This window comes from Paenirhizobium daejeonense, from assembly GCF_014280875.1.
Lineage (GTDB): Bacteria > Pseudomonadota > Alphaproteobacteria > Rhizobiales > Rhizobiaceae > Allorhizobium > Allorhizobium daejeonense.
The window spans coordinates 64,055-81,070 of the sequence record NZ_JACLAL010000005.1 but is presented as its reverse complement, the minus strand read 5'-3'; the positions used below and the strand labels follow the sequence as shown (position 1 = coordinate 81,070).

14 protein-coding genes and 1 tRNA gene are annotated in these 17,016 nt (G+C 59.5%); 8 read left to right on the top strand and 7 right to left on the bottom strand.

What is annotated here, in order from left to right:
• Window position 1 precedes the first annotated feature (1 nt).
• Window positions 2-1,990, top strand: coding sequence for a bifunctional 2',3'-cyclic-nucleotide 2'-phosphodiesterase/3'-nucleotidase (locus H4I99_RS12830; protein ID WP_163905064.1), 1,989 nt, complete (start codon window positions 2-4; stop codon window positions 1,988-1,990).
• 177 nt (window positions 1,991-2,167) lie between these two features.
• On the opposite strand, the gene H4I99_RS12825 is transcribed toward H4I99_RS12830, so the two are convergent.
• Window positions 2,168-3,169: a LysR family transcriptional regulator gene (locus H4I99_RS12825; protein WP_163905062.1), complete on the bottom strand. Its 1,002-nt coding sequence runs from the start codon at window positions 3,167-3,169 to the stop codon at window positions 2,168-2,170.
• A 138-nt stretch (window positions 3,170-3,307) separates the two neighbouring features.
• On the opposite strand from H4I99_RS12825, the gene H4I99_RS12820 reads away from it, so the two are divergent.
• On the top strand, window positions 3,308-3,922 hold the full coding sequence (locus tag H4I99_RS12820) for an FMN-dependent NADH-azoreductase (protein ID WP_163905061.1): 615 nt from the start codon (window positions 3,308-3,310) through the stop codon (window positions 3,920-3,922).
• Here H4I99_RS12820 and H4I99_RS12815 read toward each other — a convergent pair.
• The 3 genes from H4I99_RS12815 to H4I99_RS12805 all read right to left on the bottom strand — a co-directional run bounded on the left by H4I99_RS12815 (window position 3,919) and on the right by H4I99_RS12805 (window position 8,959).
• Complete coding sequence (locus H4I99_RS12815) at window positions 3,919-5,181, bottom strand: GGDEF domain-containing protein (protein WP_163905059.1); 1,263 nt, start codon at window positions 5,179-5,181, stop codon at window positions 3,919-3,921. The genes H4I99_RS12820 and H4I99_RS12815 overlap by 4 nt on opposite strands.
• 121 nt (window positions 5,182-5,302) lie before the next feature.
• Window positions 5,303-8,494: an ammonium transporter gene (gene amt / locus H4I99_RS12810; RefSeq protein ID WP_244625072.1), complete on the bottom strand. Its 3,192-nt coding sequence runs from the start codon at window positions 8,492-8,494 to the stop codon at window positions 5,303-5,305.
• A gap of 141 nt (window positions 8,495-8,635) precedes the next feature.
• Entirely contained in the window at window positions 8,636-8,959 is a 324-nt protein-coding gene (locus H4I99_RS12805) for an HlyU family transcriptional regulator (RefSeq protein WP_099057626.1), read from the bottom strand.
• Between the two features lie 185 nt (window positions 8,960-9,144).
• On the opposite strand from H4I99_RS12805, the gene H4I99_RS12800 reads away from it, so the two are divergent.
• Entirely contained in the window at window positions 9,145-10,080 is a 936-nt protein-coding gene (locus tag H4I99_RS12800) for an alpha/beta hydrolase (RefSeq protein WP_163905057.1), read from the top strand.
• On the opposite strand, the gene ilvA is transcribed toward H4I99_RS12800, so the two are convergent.
• Window positions 10,073-11,323, bottom strand: a complete 1,251-nt coding sequence (gene ilvA / locus H4I99_RS12795; protein ID WP_163905055.1) for a threonine ammonia-lyase — start codon at window positions 11,321-11,323, stop codon at window positions 10,073-10,075. The genes H4I99_RS12800 and ilvA overlap by 8 nt on opposite strands.
• Window positions 11,324-11,425: 102 nt before the next feature.
• On the opposite strand from ilvA, the gene H4I99_RS12790 reads away from it, so the two are divergent.
• From H4I99_RS12790 to H4I99_RS12780, 3 genes are all read left to right on the top strand, one after another.
• On the top strand, window positions 11,426-12,880 hold the full coding sequence (locus H4I99_RS12790; protein ID WP_163905053.1) for a TrkH family potassium uptake protein: 1,455 nt from the start codon (window positions 11,426-11,428) through the stop codon (window positions 12,878-12,880).
• Between the two features lie 86 nt (window positions 12,881-12,966).
• The gene (locus H4I99_RS12785; RefSeq protein ID WP_163905051.1) at window positions 12,967-13,563 is read left to right on the top strand and encodes a hypothetical protein; all 597 of its coding nucleotides are present in this window, start codon (window positions 12,967-12,969) and stop codon (window positions 13,561-13,563) included.
• A 128-nt stretch (window positions 13,564-13,691) separates the two neighbouring features.
• A tRNA-Leu gene (locus H4I99_RS12780) sits at window positions 13,692-13,777 on the top strand.
• Window positions 13,778-13,876: 99 nt separating this feature from the next.
• On the opposite strand, the gene H4I99_RS12775 is transcribed toward H4I99_RS12780, so the two are convergent.
• Both H4I99_RS12775 and wrbA read right to left on the bottom strand, forming a co-directional pair.
• Entirely contained in the window at window positions 13,877-14,134 is a 258-nt protein-coding gene (locus H4I99_RS12775; RefSeq protein WP_163905049.1) for a PilZ domain-containing protein, read from the bottom strand.
• 145 nt (window positions 14,135-14,279) lie between these two features.
• Window positions 14,280-14,876, bottom strand: a complete 597-nt coding sequence (wrbA, locus tag H4I99_RS12770; protein WP_163905048.1) for an NAD(P)H:quinone oxidoreductase type IV — start codon at window positions 14,874-14,876, stop codon at window positions 14,280-14,282.
• Between the two features lie 296 nt (window positions 14,877-15,172).
• On the opposite strand from wrbA, the gene H4I99_RS12765 reads away from it, so the two are divergent.
• Complete coding sequence (locus H4I99_RS12765) at window positions 15,173-15,961, top strand: competence/damage-inducible protein A (RefSeq protein ID WP_163905045.1); 789 nt, start codon at window positions 15,173-15,175, stop codon at window positions 15,959-15,961.
• A gap of 95 nt (window positions 15,962-16,056) precedes the next feature.
• A complete protein-coding gene (locus H4I99_RS12760; RefSeq protein ID WP_163905044.1) occupies window positions 16,057-16,899 on the top strand; it encodes a universal stress protein in 843 nt (280 codons plus the stop codon).
• Window positions 16,900-17,016 lie beyond the last annotated feature (117 nt).

The following is a 17,016-nucleotide window of genomic DNA, read 5'->3' as shown; positions in this document are numbered from 1 at the left end:
CATGCCGTCTTTGATCGACCTCCATCCGATCTCCCGCCGCTCGTTCATTGGTGGCTTCGCCGCAACGACTGCGCTGATCGCGCTGCATCCCTTTGCGGCCAGGGCCAACGGCAACCAGGCTCACCTCCGCCTGATGGAAACCACCGATATCCACGTCAACGTGATGCCGTATGACTATTATGCGGACAAGCCGAACGACACGATGGGCCTGGCGCGCACGGCAACCTTGATTGATTCGATTCGGGCGGAAGCGGGCAACTCGATCCTAGTCGATAACGGCGATCTCCTTCAGGGCAATCCGATGGGCGATTACATGGCCTACAGGAAAGGCATGAAGGCTGGCGACCTTCATCCGGTTATCAAGGCAATGAATGTGCTCGGTTACGACTGTGGCACCGTTGGCAACCACGAGTTCAACTACGGCCTCGACTTCATGTTCAACACGCTGGCCGGCGCGAACTTCCCGATCGTGTGCGCCAACTTCACCAAGGGCCAGCTCGCCAGCGATCCGAAGCAGGACGAACTACATTTCAAGCCCTACGTGATCCTCGAAAAATCGATCAAAGACGGAGCCGGCCAGATGAGCCCGATCAAGGTCGGCTTCATCGGTTTCGTACCGCCGCAAATCATGGTGTGGGACGCCAAAAATCTCGAAGGCAAGGGTCAGACGCGCGATATCGTTGAGGCGGCGCGAGCGTGGGTACCCGTCATGAAGGAGGAAGGCGCCGATATCGTGATTGCGCTTTCCCATTCCGGCATCGACGGCCATGGCCAATCCGATCGTATGGAAAATGCCTCGCTTTATCTCGCAGGCGTCGAAGGTATCGATGCCGTCTTTACCGGACACCAGCATCTGGTCTTTCCGGGACCGAAGGATTTTGTCGATGTGCCGGGTGCCGACCCGGTGAAGGGCTCGCTACTCGGCAAACCTGCTGTCATGGCTGGCTTCTGGGGCTCGCATATGGGCCTTATCGACCTGCTCCTGGAAAAGGATGGCAACGGTTGGAAGATCCTGGATTTCACCTCCGAAGCCCGGCCGATCTATCATCGTGACGAGAGCCGCAAGATCGTCGCCAATGTGGCCGACAAACCCGAAGTGGTGGCAAGCGTCGCCGCCGAACATCAGGCAACACTGGAATATGTCCGTACCCCGGTCGGCAAGACCTCGGCGCCGCTCTATTCCTATTTCGCCCTGGTAGCCGATGATCCGTCGGTACAGATCGTCTCGAACGCGCAGACCTGGTATGTCAGGAACCTGTTGAAGGAAGGCGAATTCAAGGATCTGCCTCTCCTCTCGGCCGCCGCCCCTTTCAAGGCTGGCGGACGCGGTGGTGCGGACTACTATACCGACGTTGCCGCAGGCGATATCGCCATCAAGAACGTCGCCGACCTCTATCTCTATCCGAACACCGTGCAGGCGGTGAAGATCACCGGCGAGCAGGTGAAGAACTGGCTGGAAATGTCGGCCGGGATCTTCAACCAGCTCAAGCCCGGCGAGAAGGATCAGCCGCTCATCAATCCGGACTTCCCGTCCTATAATTACGACGTTATCGACGGCGTTACCTACCAGATCGACCTCTCGATGCCCGCACGCTTCGACAAGGACGGCAAGCCGGTCCATCCGGAAGCAAGCCGCATCGTCAACCTGATGTTCGACGGAAAGCCTATCGATCCGGGTCAGGAATTTGTCGTCGCGACAAACAACTACCGCGCGGGCGGTGGCGGCAAGTTCCCTGAAATCGCCGCCGACAAGGTCATCCTTGTCGCACCCGACACCAACCGCGACGTCATCGTCCGCTACATCGTCGATCAGGGCACGATCAATCCGGCCGCCGATGAGAACTGGAGCTTCGCACCGATGGAAGGGACGACGGCAGTCTTCGAGACCGGTCCGAAGGCGCGCGATTATGCAGCGACGGTGAAAGGCGCGAAGATAGAGGATGCCGGCAACGGCGCCGAAGGCTTCGCCAAGTTCCGTCTCATTCTCTAAAGCGTGTCGCGATCTTTCAGATTCGCTTCTTGCGCTTTAAGTTTTTGTTTGATCGCATGTCGTTGCTGCAAAACCACTGCACACTTTTGCGTGACATGCACTAGAGCGCCGTGCGTCCATTTGGACGCACAAAGGACGCTCTAACATCTTGAATGTACGCATCGGCCTGAAAGTCGATCAGACCGCTTCGCGCAACACCGCCGGAGCGGCTCTCTTCATTCTAGCTGCCGCCGGATCGTCGTCACTGGTGATATGCGCTATGGCATCCGTCATGTTGTCGGGGCAGTTCGACAGGCGTTCGGCAAAACGATCAACCAGCCAGCGCCCGGCTGGCCCCGGTGGTGTCGCGACACGCCAGAGAGCCGCCAGCGGATATTCGAATTGTTCGTAGGGTTCGACATCCAGCCGGACGAGACGCCCATCCTTGATATCGTCCCGCACCATGGCGAGAGGCACCCCACCCCATCCGAGGCCGGCGAGCACCAGCCTGTGCTTGGTGGTCATGTCACTGACGTGCCACCTGCGCCGGGAAATGATGTTGAAGCCCCGATCGTCGAGTGGCCGGGCGCTATCGGTCACGACGATCTGCACGTCGTCAACAACATCGGCGAAGCTCAGCCGCCGTCCCAGCGCCGCCAGACGATGCTGCGGAGCAGCCACTGGAACGATAAAGGAATGGCCGATCTTCCGCTCGACGACACCGCCGCTGGCTTCCTTGGTCGCGCCGCCGATGGCAATGTCCGCATTCCCCTCGTCAACCATTCTCGCGACAAAGAAGGGAGAACCGACCGTGAGGTGCAGCGGCACCGTTGGGAAAGTCTGCTGGAAAAGCGTCAACACCGCCATCACCGTGAAATCCGGCACCATGACGCTGACGGCCACCGATAATTTCGGCTCCAGCCCTTCAGTCAGCGCCTTGGTGCGCGCCCTCAAGCCATCGAGATCGGCGATAATGCGCTTGGCATCCTCCAGCACTGCCCGCCCCGCCTCGGTCAACGTCGGCTGCCGCGCGCCGCTGCGTTCGAACAGCGAGAGCTGAAGCTGAGCCTCCAGATTGCCGATCGTGTAGCTGATAACGGACTGAGCCCGGTTTAGACGTCGTGCTGCGGCGGAGAAACTGCCGGTTTCTGCAATGGCAACAAAGACCTGCAGCTGATCGAGTGTGGGATTGGGCAACATGCTTCTATCCAAATTATCGATTGAGAGGATCGATATTATCACAGTTTTTTCGATTGGTCGCGCAACTTATCTGTCTTGCACCGCAAAGGTCTCCTCCCTGGACCTGCGGGGACCAATTCCAGATCAAGAGGTAAGACCATGTCCTCCATTCTTCTCGTCCGCGGCAGCACCCGTGGTGACGATTCCCTCTCCACCAAGATCGCCCTGCAGCTCGTCGACGAACTGCAGAAGAAGGCCCCCGGCTCCACTGTCGTGGACCGCGACCTGTCCGCAAATCCCCTGCCGCACATCGGCAGCGACTTCTCCTCGGCAATCCGTCTTGCCCCGGCTGATCGCACGCCAGCTCAGGCGGAGGCCATCGCCGTCTCCGACGCAGCGGTTGATGAACTGCTGGCTGCCGACACGATCGTTCTCTCCAGCGGCTTCATCAACTTCGGCATCTCCTCGATCCTGAAGTCCTGGGTCGATCACGTCGCCCGCGCCGGTCGCACCTTCAACTACACCGAGAACGGCCCGGTCGGCCTTTTGAAGGGCAAGAAGGCTTACCTCGTGATTGCTTCCGGCGGCATCTACTCCGGCGACGCAGCCGCTCTGGACTTTGCTGAGCCCTATCTCCGCCGCGTCCTGAACTTCATTGGCATCACCGATATCGAGGCGATCCGCATCGAAGGCGTGGCCTACGGTCCGGAAGCTGCGGAGAAGGCAATCGGCGCCGCTCAGGCTCGCGCCCAGGAACTGGCCAAGGCTGCCTAAGCCTCTGCGATCGGCCGGCCTACGATTCGGTTTCGGCCATCGTTCTTGGCCTGATAAAGCCGCTCGTCTGCCAGTGACAGTAGACTGTTGAAACTGCCGCCGTCCTCAGGGGCGGCGGCAATGCCTAGACTGATGGTTACGGCCTCGCCGGTGGGATTGTTGACCTGATTGCGGATAGTCCTGCACAGCTTTTCCCCAAGCAGCAACGCTTCCGCATAGGCTGTGCGTGGACACATCACCACGAATTCCTCACCGCCAAAGCGGAAGAGATGGTCCTGCGGCCTGACCGTGGACTGAAGACAGCCAGCGATCTCCTTCAGTAATGCATCGCCGCGTAGATGGCCGAAGCGATCGTTGATCGACTTGAAATAGTCCACGTCGATAATCATCAGGCTGGCCGGCTCCTCCTCCTTCAGCGACTCGCGAAGGAGGCGCGGGGCCTCAATCTCCATCCGGCTGCGATCGAACACCCCGGTTAGCACGTCGCGCCCCGTCCGGGACAGCAGGTCCTCGTAGCGTTCGCGGAACGTCAAATCGCTGAACACATCCCGGATCGGACGCCGAGAGTGCAATACGCCACCACCCCGCAGCAGCCGGTGGTAAATCGCGAACATTGCCGAATACAGGATGAGCGACACCATCTTGGCACGCCAGCCTCCCCAGAAGACTTCAGGAGGCGTATCAAACAGATAGTTCAGGAGCGCGAAGAACCCGATCTGGTCGAAGGTCAACACGAGAGCGCCGGAAAGCCAGAATCTGGCGACCGGAAGGCGCGGCATCATCCGACCAAGCCGCTCATAAAGGAGGATGATGCCGAGCGAATCGACGTAGAGCAGCGTCGTGCCCCAAATCATCAGCAGGCCCATCTCCCGCAGGAAGGTCATGTCGGCGGCCTGCGCTGCCGTCGGCTCGACCGTCTGGTGCAGCAGCAGAAGTTGCGCCATTGCAACCGTCACGAGATTGCCTAGAAAGAGCCCGTAGATCGGCTGGCGTACGGTGGACGCATCTTCCTTGATGTAGAGCATCAGGATCAGCATCAGCTTGCCGGCGAAGAACACGGAAGAGCCCGGTGAGACGACGCCGAAGGGAAGCTCGATATAGAAGACCGCCGCGAGATAGGTCTCAACAAAGTGCATGACCCCAAGCGCCGTCAGAAAGACACCAAGGCCAATGCGGTGCCGGAAATGAAGGAGCGTCGTCATCAGGACGAAGTAGAGAACCGCTTCGCTGACGAACAAGGCCAGGTTCCACGTCTGCATGCTCGATGTCCTTCACCTAAGGCGACAGATCAACGCCTTGCATACGCATTATCAGGCTTTATCGTCGTTCGAAAGGCGGCCCCGGATCCCTTAGCGGTAGGGTTAAGCAATCTTCGACGCGTCACGACGCACGTTGAGTTGCTGGCGTCTCTGCTCCACCATGTATTTCCATGGCTAGACCAGCCACCACTTCGGCCGGCACTGAGAGCGCAATCTTGTCAAGCGGCTGCGGTCGGCCGAGCAGATATCCCTGCAGTTCATCGCATCCGGACCTTGCCAGGAAGCGAGCCTGCTCCAGTGTTTCCACACCTTCGGCGACCACGGTCATACCAAGTCTGCCGCCAAGATCGATGATCGAGTGAACGATCGCCTCTGCGCTACCTTCCTCCCCCAGGTTGGAGACAAAACCGCGGTCGATCTTGATCGTATCGAAGGGATAGCGGCTCAGATAGGACAGGGAAGAATAACCGGTACCGAAGTCGTCGAGCGCTATTTCGTAGCCGCTCACCTTGAGTTCGTTGAGGATCTTGAGCGCCCGCTTGTCGTCATCGATCAACACGCTTTCGGTGATCTCAAGCTCCAGCCGCTTCGTCTCCACGCCGGCTGTGCGCACGATCTCGTCGAGACGACGGCGGAAATCGGTGTGGCGAAACTGTATCGGACTGACATTGATGGAAAGCCTGCCAACGTTCGCCTCAAGCGAAAGCATGCGGCATGCCTCGCGGATGGCCCATTCACCCAGCGCGATGATCTTGCCGGAAGCCTCGGCCACCGGAATGAAATCGACGGGGCTGACGATGCCGCGTTCCGGGTGATGCCAGCGGAGCAAGGCTTCATAGGACGTCACCTCGGCGGAAACCACGTCGACACGCGGCTGCAGAAAAAGTTCGAACTCACCCCTTGCGATGCCCGCGTCGAGGTCCACCTCAAGGGCACGGCGTTTCTCGATCAGCGTATTCATGCCGGGCTTGAAGATACGGAACGTATTACGACCGGAATTCTTGGCGTGGTAAAGTGCCACGTCCGCGCGGCCGACCAGTTCCTCAACCGTTTCTGCGTGGTCTGGACACATCGCGGCGCCGATACTGACACCACACCTGATCAAATCGCCGCCCCCTATTTCAAAGGGCTTGCGGAACGACTGCGCCAACCGGCCGCAGAAATCCTCGACCTGGGCCTGAAAATTGATTCGGGACAGGATGATGGCGAACTCGTCGCCGCCAAGCCTGGCGGCGACGTCATGACTTCCCAGTATACGTTGCAGACGGTCAGCGGCCTCGCGGATCACTGCATCGCCGGCGGGATGCCCGTGGATATCGTTGATATCCTTGAAGTGATCCAGATCGATCATCAGCACGGCGCATCCGCCCTGCCGCCGTATATCCCTCACGCTATCTGCGAGCCTCTGGTTGAACAACGCCCGGTTCGGTAGGGATGTCAGTGGATCATGCTGGGCAAGGTAGCGGATCTGGTTTTCGACACGCTTGCGCTCGCGAAGATCGACAAGGCAGCCGATACGCATGGGTTTTCCGCGATAAACAATCTCGCGCCCCTTCATCTCGACCGGGATAACCTCGCCATCGTCGCGCAGCAGGCTGATCTCCATGTCGAAACCGCCTTCGGCGCCTGTCATGGCGTCGGCCTCTGCCTGATCTGCAGCAAGAACATCCCGGATAGGCCGGCCAATCAGTTGATCAAGAGAAACACCCATCAATTCCGCCAGCTGTTCATTGCCATCGAGGATGATCCCATCATGATAGATGACAATGGCCTCGAAGGTGGCGTTGGCGAGGGCCGTAACGCGCTCGGCTTCCTCGTCGTCGCGCTTCAGCGAGCGTTCCTCCTCGCGTGCTCTTTCCTCGGTCTGGATGTTGTCCATCAAGCGGTTGAAAAGCGCGGTCAGGTTCTCTGCCTCGTCACCCGCTTCGACAGGAAGCCTGCGGCTCAGGTCCGCCGCGCCGGACAGGAGATCCGACAATGCCTGCTCCACATGGCCGACACCCAGCCGGCTGCCGTGTTCGGCAACGTTGAGGCCGATCTCCTCGACCTCGCCCGACACACGGATACCAAGCGTCTTGTCCAGCACCTTGAAGAATATCCAGCCGAGGCCGAATGCCCAGTAGAAATTCAGTGCCGAGCCGAATGCCTGCACATATAGCTGCTCCAATCGTCCGCCAGCGGGCAGGCGATCAACCGGGGCCAGCAACGCCAAGGCGAGCGTGCCGGCAACACCGGCGAAGCCGTGAACGCCGATTGCACCGACGGCGTCATCGATCTTCAGCTTGCGCTCCAGGAAGTCGTTGGCGAATATCGCTACCGCGGCTCCGAGAGCGCCGACGATCAGTGCTCCACCCGGCTGTAGAACCTGGCAGCCGGCTGTTACGGCAACCAGTCCGCCCAGCATGCCGCAGAGCGACTTCTCCGGCAAAACGATCTGATCCTGCATATATCCAAGCACATAACCGACGCAGCAGGCGATGCCCCCGGCAAGCACCGTATTGAGGATGATCGGAGCCACGTCCGCATTGGCCGAAAGCGTCGAGCCCCCATTGAAGCCGATCCAGCCGAAGAAAAGGATAAGGGCGCCGGTCGTCGACAGAACGGGACTATGCCCCGCGATCCGGACCGGTCGTCCCTCACTGTCATAGCGCCCCAGCCGAGGACCGATAACGGCGCAGGCCGCAAGCGATATCCAGCCGCCGGTCGCATGAACCACCGTGGAACCGGCGAAATCGACGAAACCGAGATTGGCGAGGAATGCACCGGAATTGGGGCCCAGTGCCCCTCCCCAGGCCCAATGTACAAAGAACGGATAGATCACCGCGGAAAGGAAGATGGAGCCGAAAACATAGGCTGCGAGCTTCATGCGCTCGGCAACGGCACCCGAGACGATGGTAGCAGCCGTGCCACAGAACATCACCTGAAAGACGAAGAAGGCGGATTCCCAGCTATCGAGCCTCTGGAGAAAGAAGAAATCACCATCGACACCGACCGGAAGCCAACCGGAAGCGCCAAAAGCGAACATAAAGCCGATCGCAGCGAAGGCGACCGCTCCGAAGACGAAGTCCAGAAGGTTCTTCTGAGCGACGTTGATCGAGTTCTTGGAACGCACCATCCCGGCTTCAAGGAGGAGGAAGCCGACCTGCATCATCATGACCATGCCAGCAGCTGCCATCAGCCAGGCGATATTGCCAGCTGCAGAGGCGGTATCTCCTGGGGCGGATGCTGCGACGCCCTTAGCCGGTGCAGCAAGGGTAGCGAACGCTAGTGCCGCAAGCCGGAAAAACGGGTGAACAATAAATAAAAATCGCAAGGTGCGAACCGATTCAACAAGATATTGATCGGTCAATACAAGCGACAATCATTTAAGATTACGTGTTCGTGACAGGTGGTTTTTTGCGATGCGGAAAGACTTATGATGCGCTACGCCGTCGCAGCCTCGCACCTGCCACGGTCAGACGTTGCGCGACTTCTCGCCATCGGAAAAAAGCGAGGCACCGTTCTGGTCGATGATCTGGCGCGCCTTGCGGAAGGTGCATTCCAGCGCATCATCGAGCGACGTGAAGATGTCGGCCCGGATGAAGGTGCGCTCAAGCGTCTCGCCGTTCACCTGCTTCTCGATCTTTCCGGCCAGCCGATACTGGCTACCCTCGCGGATCGGTGCGGCGTGGATCAGGCACTCCTGATAGGCCTGAGGCTCAGCAGCGGGCGCGGACGGTGCCGCTCCCTTGGAGCCACCGGAGAAAACGGACAGGATGTTCGAAAGAAAGGAAGCCATGGCGATTGGCTACCACATAGAGTGACGGAGAAAAAGTCCCGGCGGTCTGGAAATTGCGGAAGCTCCATCTAAGGGCGATAGGAGGGACAAGATGGCTCGCCTCTCCAGATGGACCGACATCATCTTGTCTTTCCAACAGGACAGGCTAGGCTTCAAACGAACCACGGAGCAGAGCCGGGCCGCCCATGCCGTGCCCATTCGCGCTGATCGCCGGCCATCAGGCCGGACATTGTCCGCATTTCGATCCGGCGACCATCGGGGCCGATCCGGAGGCGTATCTTGCCATGTCCGAGGCCAGATATGCTGATATCCGGCCGCACGCACTCAAGCACATCGTCTGGGCGGACCCAAACGATAAGGCGCAGAGCCGCATCTCGATCATCTACATCCACGGCTTCTCCGCCACGGCCGGCGAACTACGTCCCCTGCCCGATCTGGTTGCAACTTCACTCGGCGCAAATCTCTTCTTTACCCGGCTTACGGGTCATGGACGTTCAGGAGACGCCATGGCCGAAGCCTGCTTGGAGGCGTGGCTTGAGGACTATTCGGAAGCGCTTGCGATCGGCGAACGGCTCGGGGAGAAAGTCGTGGTGATGGCCTGCTCGACCGGCGCCTCGCTTGCCACTTACGCGATGTCACTGCCGCAGTTCTCCGGCCGCGTGGCGGCCGCAGTATTCCTGTCGCCGAACTATGCTATCGCCAATCGCGGTGCATTCCTGCTGACGCTTCCCTTCGCCCGCCTGATCGCCCATCTGGTCCTCGGCTCCCACCGGAGTTTCGACCCGATAAACGCTGCCCACGCGAAGCTCTGGACGACGACATATCCTGTCGAAGCCCTCCTGCCCATGGCTCAGCTTGTAAGGCTGGCGTCCCATTGTCGGGTGGAAAGCTTTGCGACACCGGCGTTCTTCATCCAGTCGCCATCCGATAGAGTCGTTCGCTTCGACAAGACTTACGCCGTTTCAAACCGGTGGGGCGGTCCCCATCGGCTACTCGACCCGGGCCCCGTCGGAGATCCCGAGAAGCATGTCATCGCTGGCGATGCGTTATCGCCAGGCACGACGGCAGCGCTTGCCCGCGTGATCATAGACTGGCTCGGAGAACGACCCGAACTCAGATGATGAGGTTGGCGAGGATTTCGTTCTCGGTGATATCCTCGTAACCCAGCCCTGCCGTTTCAAACCGGCTCGCCAGCTCCGCGAAATTCTCCCGCCGGTTCGTTTCGATGCCGATCAGGATCGAACCAAAGTTGCGGGCGGATTTCTTCAGGTACTCGAAACGGGCGATGTCGTCGTCGGGACCCAGCAGGTTGAGGAAATCGCGAAGCGCGCCCGGACGCTGCGGCAGTCGCAGGATGAAGTACTTCTTCAGCCCCGCATAACGCATCGCGCGTTCCTTGACGTCGGGGAGACGTTCGAAATCGAAATTTCCACCGGAGACGACTGCAACCACCGTCCTGCCCTCGAGACGTTCGCGCGGCAAAAGATCGAGTGCCGCAAGAGAAAGGGCGCCCGCAGGTTCCAGCACCACGCCTTCGACGTTGAGCATGTCGGTCATCGTTACGCAGATCGCATTCTCCGGCACGATCATCACCTGCTTGGGCGAGAAATCCTTCAGGGCTGCGAAATTCAGGTCACCGATCCGGGCAACAGCTGCGCCATCGACGAAATTGTCGACCTTCGGCAGTGTGACGATTTCTCCGGCCTCAAGGCTCTTCCTGAGGCTCGGCGCACCAGCCGGCTCGCAAAAGAGGAAGGCATCGCGACCGAGGCGATCGGCCAGATAGCCGGTGACACCGGCGGACAGGCCACCACCGCCAACCGGAACAATGACGAGATCGGGCGTCACATCTTCCGGCAACTGCTCGGCGATCTCAGCCGCAACCGTCGCCTGCCCCTCGATGATATCGTCATGATCGAAAGGCGGCACCATATAGCCGCCAATCGCCTCGACATGCTCGCGGGCCGCCGTATAGCACTGGTCGAAAATATCGCCGAACAGGCGGATGGTGATGAACTCACCGCCGAAAATGCGGGTCTTGTCGATCTTCTGCTGCGGCGTGGTGACCGGCATGAAAACGATCCCCGGCACACCGAAATGCCTGCACACGAAAGCGAAGCCCTGGGCGTGATTGCCGGCGGAAGCGCAGACGAAGGTCTTGCCCTCGGCGCCATCGGCCACGATCTTGCGCAGAAAATTGAAGGCGCCACGGATCTTGTAGGATCGAACCGGCGTCAGATCCTCGCGTTTCAGGTAGACATTAGCGCCATGGCGGGCGCTCAGATGCTCGCTGAACTGCAGCGGCGTGGCGGGGAACAGGCCCCGCATGGCTTCCAGCGCTGCCTCGACGTCCTTGTGCGTCACTTTTTCCATCCGTTGAATTTTCGGGTCGGTCTCGCTATGGCATAGACAGGCGGCGGAGACAAAGCCTGTTTGCGCAAGACCTCGAAAACCGGTTTCTCATCCTTGAACGCCAACACCCTCCGAGCCGTTGTCTACATCGCCTCCCTTTGCGGTCTCTATCTGTCGATCGCAATGCTGGTTCCCGCGATGGTCGACCTCTATTATGGCCACTCCGACTGGCGCGTTTTCACGACCTGCGCCTTCATGGTCGGAGGAGTTTCTCTGCTTGCCGCCATGGCGACACGCGGTGCACCGCCGATGTTCACGAAACGGCTCGGCTTCCTGCTGGTCAATGTGCTCTGGGCCGTATTCTCGCTGGCCGGCGCAGTACCCTTCATGTTTTCCGACGCGGACCTCAGTTTTGCTCAGGCCCTGTTCGAATCAATTTCCGGCATTACCACCACCGGTTCCACCGTCATCGTAGGGCTTGATTCGATGCCGCCCGGCCTCTTGATGTGGCGCTCGCTGCTGGCATGGCTCGGCGGTATCGGCATCGTGGCTCTCGGACTGTTCGTTCTCCCGTTCCTGCGCGTCGGCGGCATGTCTTTCTTCAAGATGGAATCCTCCGACACCAGCGACAAGCCATTCGCCCGGCTCGCCACCTTCACCCGTGCCTTCATCGCCATCTATGTCGGCATAACGCTTGCCTGCGCCATCTGCTACGCCCTTGCCGGAATGAGCCGCTTCGACGCGATCAACCACGCATTTTCTACGGTCGCAACCGCCGGTTTTTCGACCCACGATGCCTCTTTCGACTATTTCAACAGCAACGCCGTCTTGTGGGTGTCGACCTTCTTCATGACGATATCGAGCCTGCCATTCTCGATCCTGATCGTGCTGGCGGTTCGTGGTCGCCTGGATGCGTTGCGCGATCCGCAGATCGGCGTCTTTCTGGGGTATGTCATCGCCTTTTCGTTGTCTGCGGCGATCTACAATCACCTGCGGAACGGCGAACCTTTCCCTGATGCCCTGACACACGCTTTCTTCAACTTCTCGTCCATCCTGTCCACGACCGGTTTCTCCAGCCAGGATTATCTCGGATGGGGTCCCTTCACCATCATGGCCGCCTTTTTCGCCACCTTTATCGGTGGCTGCTCAGGGTCCACGGCCGGCGGCATCAAAGCCTACCGCTTCGTCATTCTGTTCAACATCCTCGGCACCGGCCTGAAGAAGCTTATCTATCCCAACGCCGTCTACTCGGTGCGTTACGGCAACCAGACTGTCGATGCCGAGACACAGCGCACGGTCTTTCTGTTTTTCAGCGCCTATATCTTCCTCTGGGTGCTCGGTAGCATGGCCATGGCCGCTTTGGGCTATGACATGATGACATCGACTTCCGCCGTCATCACGGCACTCTCGAATGTCGGCCCAGGCGTCAGCCCGCTGATCGGTCCGGTCGGAAATTTCTCGAGCTTCAACGATCCCGAACTCTATATCATGTCGATCATGATGCTGCTCGGACGTCTGGAAGTCCTCACCGTGCTTGTGTTGCTGATGCCAATTTTCTGGCGCAACTGATGAAAGAGGCGGCCCTGCCGGCTTGACGGCACGCCGCTTTCTACCAGACTTGGCGCGGGTGACTCGCAGGCGGGGATGTCGTGCACATGAGGAAGATCACAAGTTACGGGCTGAAACCGGCTGCGCTCGCAGTCTCGGCAGCCCTCCTGGTTTCACAAGCGTCGGCAGGAATGCTTGCAACGGCAGCGGCCGAGGCCGAGAAAAAGGCCGACAGGAGCGATTTCGTCGGTGCGTTCGAAGCTATGCGCGATGCCTTCGCCGATTTTGGCGGCCTGCTGCCCCTCACCGTCGGCAAGGCGGTCTTCGTGACCGAAAGACCGAAGGGCTACGGCGCCTACAAGCCGAGAAAGGAACCGGTCTTCGAACCCGGAGAGCCGCTGATCACCTATGTGGAACTCATCGGTCTCAATTGGCAAAGGCAGGATGACGGGCTGCAGCACTCGAACTTTACGGTCGATTTCGAACTGATCGACAGCAAGGGTGAAATACTGGCCAGTCAGAAAAATTTCGGCACTTTTTCGTTTGCCGGCTATGCGCGGAACCAGGAGATGTACACTCATCTCACCCTTGATATCGATGGTGCGGCACCGGGTGCCTATCGTCTGCGCTACACGATCAACGACACGCTCGGCCAGAAAACCACCGGCGTCGAACAGCCCTTTACCGTCGTCGCCCACCACTGAGCGGGCCGCGGTTGTCCGACCGACGCGAAATTCCAAACTCAGGATGCAAACAAGGGCGTCCTGGCCGAACACATTCCGGGGCAGCGGTACTTGACCGAATCCGCCAAGTGCTGGACATAGAAGCCCGCGCGGACGTGGCGAAACTGGTAGACGCAAGAGACTTAAAATCTCTCAGCCTTTGGCTATACGGGTTCGACCCCCGTCGTCCGCACCAATTGATGAATGTCATCCGGCATTTTTGGGCATCAACCGTCACATCAGGGACGAGCACCGCTCAGGTGCTGTCCGCGCCAGCGGCGCGATGAGATCCGGGTCAGGCGGCGTTAGCCGTACCGAAGGAAACGCCAAGTTCCTTGGCATTACGCCAGCATGCCCTGCAAGGGCGCATGCTGCCGTCCTCAAATCTCAGATTGAACTCGTCGGGTACGCCCGCCGTGGTTTCCATCACCAGCTTTGCTCCGCCCTCGGAGAGATTGCGGACCATGCAATCGAAGGTGGAATATCCACCTGGCAAAATAATGCGTGCCGCCTTGAGGGCACGCGACCTTGGTTGCGCTCTGCGTTCGTTCATGGCCGTTCGTCCTGTCCTTTCTGACAGGATTCAGCGACCCAAGACTCTAATTATTCGTTGAGAAAACCATGCAATAGTTAGCGAAACCATAGAAAAAGGGCGGAGAATGAATTCTCCGCCCCACTCATCACCGGACAGAAACCGATCAGGCGAGCTTTGCAGCAAGCTTGGCGACATGCGCGCCCTGAAACTTGGCAGCTTCCAGCTCGACTTCCGAGGGCTGGCGCGAGCCATCGCCGTCCGTGATCGTCGAAGCGCCATAAGGCGAGCCACCCTTGACGGCATCAACGCCCATCTGGCCCTGGAAGGCATAAGGCAGGCCGGCAACAACCATGCCGTGGTGCAGAAGCGTCGGGATGAAGCCGAGAATGGTGGATTCCTGACCGCCGTGCTGGGTTGCGGAGGAGGTGAAGACAGAGCCCACCTTGCCGACGAGCTTGCCGGTGAACCACAGGCCGCCGGTCTGATCCCAGAAGTTGCGCATCTGCGAAGCGACGGTACCGAAACGGGTGCCAGCGCCGACGATAATGGCGTCGTAGTTTTCGAGTTCCGCCGGGGTAGCGATCTCGGCCTTCTGGTCGAGCTTGAAGTGCGAGCTCTTGGCGACTTCTTCCGGAACCAGTTCGGGAACGCGCTTGACGGTGACTTCGGCACCAGCCGACTTTGCACCTTCGGCCACGGCATAGGCCATGGTTTCAATGTGACCATACGAAGAGTAGTAGAGTACGAGTACCTTTGCCATTGGCTTGCTTTCCTTTGCTGGGATTACCGGTTGAGGTTGGCCGCTGAGCAGCCGTTTCAAGAAGTCGAAGATCATGTCAGATATCCGTCGTGATCGATGACGGGAATTTATAGCAGCTATTCGTCGTTCACCAGATGACGACACTGATACGGAGTGTTCAATCCCGGTGAACGATTTTTCCTTGCATTTGCATTACCGACATATTTTCGGACCCGAACCACAGGACAATGCTCTTGCTTCCGAAGGAGACAGGACTAGGTTCTGACACGACGCAATATCGGGATTCCATAACCTCCATGACACAGGCAATCATCAAGACGGCCGCCATGCTCGCCATCGGCGACGAACTGCTTTCGGGCCGTACCAAGGACAAGAATATCGGCCACCTCGCCGACATGCTGACGGTTGCCGGCATCGACCTCAAGGAGGTGCGCATCGTCGGAGACGAGGAGGAGGCGATCGTTGCAGCACTGGACGCGCTGCGCAGCCGCTACGATTACGTTTTCACCTCGGGCGGCATAGGTCCGACCCATGACGATATCACTGCCGATGCCGTATCGGCGGCTTTCGGGGTGCCGTGCGAGCACGATGCCGATGCGATGCGCCTGCTCGGCGAGATGTATCAACGCCGAGGCATGGAATTCACCGAGGCGCGCCAGCGCATGGCCCGCATGCCGCGCGGCGCGCGCCATATACCTAATCCGGTCTCCACAGCGCCCGGCTTCGTCATCGGCAATGTGCATGTGATGGCCGGCGTTCCGCAGGTCTTCCAGGCCATGCTGGACAATGTGATCTCCACCCTTCCCGCCGGAGCCAAGGTAATCTCCCGTTCCATCGCCTGCCCGTTCGGCGAGGGCGATATCGGGACGCTGCTGGCCGGCGTGCAGAAGGCGCATCCGGATACTTCGATCGGCTCCTACCCGCAGTTCGATGGCCAGCGCTTTTCGACCGAACTCGTGGTGCGCGCCCGCGATGCGGCAGCCGTCGATGCGGCGGCCGTCGCTATCGAGGCGATGATTGCCAAGATCACCGCGGAAAAGGATGCCGCCCGGGTCCGCGACCTCGGCACCGGCGAGCTGGCTTGAGCCGGCTTTCTATTGACCGAAGTCAAGGAAGGGACCAGTCTCCCGCGGCAATATGTTCACGCGGGACCGAATTGAACACCGCCGAGGAGACCACCATGGGTTACAAAACACTTCTTGCCGTCCTGGACATGCAGAAGGACGCGCAACAAATCACTGATTTTTCCATTTTCCTTGCCGAACAGTTCGGATCCCACGTCGTCGGGCTGCACGCCGAGGCGCTCGCCGCCGTGCCGCTGGTAGCGCCGATGGAAATTCCGGATCCCGCCACCGTTCAGGCGCTTCAGGACATGGCCCACAAGGAGACGGTGGAGGTAGAGAAAGTCTTCCGCTCCACCGCCGAGCGGAACGGCACCTCTCATGAATGGCGCAGCTTCGTCTCTTCCGCGGGATATAGCGCCGCGTCGTTGATCGACAGCGCCCGATCCGTCGATCTGGTAGTTGCTGGCCAGGGCGAAAGTGGTCTGCTTTCGGAAAGCCGCGCCGATCTTGAAAACTTCCTGTTCGAAAGCGGACGTCCGGTCCTTCTGGTTCCCTATATCCTCAAGCAGCCGAAGCCGATCAAACGCGTACTCATCGCCTGGAACGGTTCGCGGGAAGCGGCACGCGCCACCTTCGACGCCCTGCCCTTCCTCAGGGCAGCCGAAGCGGTCGAGGTGTTTTCCGTCGATCCTCCGGAAACGTCGATGCAGTCGGCTGAAATGGCGGGTGCCGAAATCGCCGCCGCGTTGGCGCGCCATGGCATCAATGTCACGGTCGTCCGTCAGGAATCGGACAAGCTTCCGGCCTCCGCGGCTATCGAAAACCGCCTCTCTGACAGCTCCATCGATCTGCTGGTCATGGGCGCCTACAGCCACAAGCGCTGGTGGGAGGCATTGTTTGGCGGCGTTACCCGCACAGTTCTCGATTCGATGACGGCGTTGACGCTCCTTTCGCGATAAGGCTGGAGAGCGGCGAGAAGCCCTTGCCTTCGGGCCCGGAATGCCGCTAATAGCAGCGGCCAGAGACCTGAGCCCCTTGTGGGCGTCACTCGCGCGGCTTGTCCGCGCGTTTGCCGT